Origin of the sequence: Streptomyces sp. TRM68367, from assembly GCF_014495685.1 — a bacterium.
GTDB lineage: Bacteria > Actinomycetota > Actinomycetes > Streptomycetales > Streptomycetaceae > Streptomyces.
Window position 1 is genome coordinate 1 of record NZ_JACTVI010000102.1, and the last position, 1,549, is coordinate 1,549.

Annotated in this window: 2 protein-coding genes; one reads left to right on the forward strand and one right to left on the reverse strand. The window is 72.5% G+C overall.

Translation table 11 applies throughout. The features are described 5' to 3' along the window. Nucleotides 1-83: 83 nt before the first annotated feature. Nucleotides 84-509, reverse strand: a complete 426-nt coding sequence (dtd, locus tag H8R17_RS37730; RefSeq protein WP_187827725.1) for a D-aminoacyl-tRNA deacylase — start codon at nt 507-509, stop codon at nt 84-86. A 159-nt stretch (nt 510-668) separates the two neighbouring features. Here dtd and H8R17_RS37735 point away from each other — a divergent pair, with 159 nt between their 5' ends. Further along, a complete protein-coding gene (locus H8R17_RS37735) occupies nt 669-1,355 on the forward strand; it encodes an aerial mycelium formation protein (protein WP_187827726.1) in 687 nt (228 codons plus the stop codon). Nucleotides 1,356-1,549 lie beyond the last annotated feature (194 nt).

A 1,549-nucleotide genomic window follows, 5' to 3' on the forward strand; every position in this document is an offset into this window, starting at 1 on the left:
GCGCCATGACTGACGGCCTATCAAGACCGAGCCCTCGCGCGCAGGCGATCTACCGAACTCCTGATCCGAACTCCAGACAGAACCTAGATCTCCAGCAGGACGGTGAACGGGCCGTCGTTCGTCAGGGACACCCGCATCCGGGCGCCGAAGCGGCCCGTGGCCACCGTGGCGCCCAGCGAGCGGAGCCGGGCGACGACCTCGTCGACCAGGGGCTCGGCGATGTCACCGGGCGCGGCGGCGTTCCAGGTGGGCCTGCGGCCCTTACGGGCGTCCCCGTACAGGGTGAACTGGCTGATGACGAGGAGCGGGGCGTCGATGTCGCTGCACGACTTCTCGTCGTGCAGCATGCGGATCGACCAGAGCTTGCGGGCGAGCTGGGCCGCCTTCTCCTTGGTGTCCTCGTGCGTGACGCCGACCAGGACACACAGCCCTTCTCCGCTGATCTCGCCCACCGTCTCGCCGTCCACGACGACGCTCGCGCCGTCCACCCTCTGCACCACTGCTCGCATGCCGACCATCATGCCGTGCCGCCGGCGCCGCCCAGCAGGGGGCTTCTCAATGAACGTTTAACCGTCCATCTGGGGTTGATCGGGGGCACTCGGTCACATAGCGGCCACTTGGGGTGGCACGATGCTTCTCACACGCCGGTCGAGGGACGGTAGAGGCACATGAGCACATCGAGTACCGAGTGGCTGGGCACCCAGCGGCCACCCGTACAGCGCACCGACAGTCCGCGGTTGCCCGGGGACGAGGGCGGGCGGGCGGCGGACGGTGAGCGGCGGTTGCCCGCGGACGACGATCGGCCGGCGACTGGCGGTGAGCCGCTGCTGTCCGGGGAGCCGCCGGAGCAGGAGCTGGGTGCGTTGAGCCTGTCCGAGCTGCGGGTCCTGCGCCGGGAGGCGCAGCGGGACGAGGCGGACCTGAGCTACGTACGGCGGCTGCTCCAGGGGCGCATCGACATCCTGCGCGCGGAACTGGCCCGGCGCGCGCCGACCGGTGCCGCCGCCGCCTCCGTTGCCGCCCCGCCGGAGGCCTCCGTGGTCGAGCGGCTCCCGGAGATCCTCAAGGACGCCCCGGCCCGGCACCGCTCCTCGGCCCGCCACGTGACGCTGGGCACCCCGCAAGGCGAGGAGTACCGCCGCCTGGCCGCCGACATGCTCGCCGAGATCGAGCTGTCCGACCTGGGCGCGCGCACGGACCTGGAGCTGAACACCGCGATGGGTCGGCTCGTGCGGTACGAGCAGCAGGTATCCAGCCGCCGCCAGCGCCTCCAGCGCACGGCCGACGACTGCAGCGCCGAGATCGCCCGCCGCTACCGCGAGGGAGAGGCCCAGGTGGGCGACCTCCTGACGTGAAACCCAGCGGGGCGGAGGGGCACATCTCGGCCAGCAGTTCCGGGCGACGCCGGCCCCTTGGCCGGCGGTGTCGGGGAACGCCCGTCTCTTGGCCGGCAGTGTCGGGGCGGCGCCCACCCCTTGGCCGGCAGTGTCGGGTGGTGGGTGGGCAAAGGCCGGGGTCCGGGGCGGAGCCCCGGCGGGGGCCAGGGGGC

Coding starts and splice junctions, on each gene's coding strand:
- dtd (WP_187827725.1), bottom strand. CDS start 509: ATGCGAGCAGTGGTGCAGAGGGTGGACGGCGCGAGCGTCGTCGTGGAC.
- H8R17_RS37735 (WP_187827726.1), top strand. CDS start 669: ATGAGCACATCGAGTACCGAGTGGCTGGGCACCCAGCGGCCACCCGTA.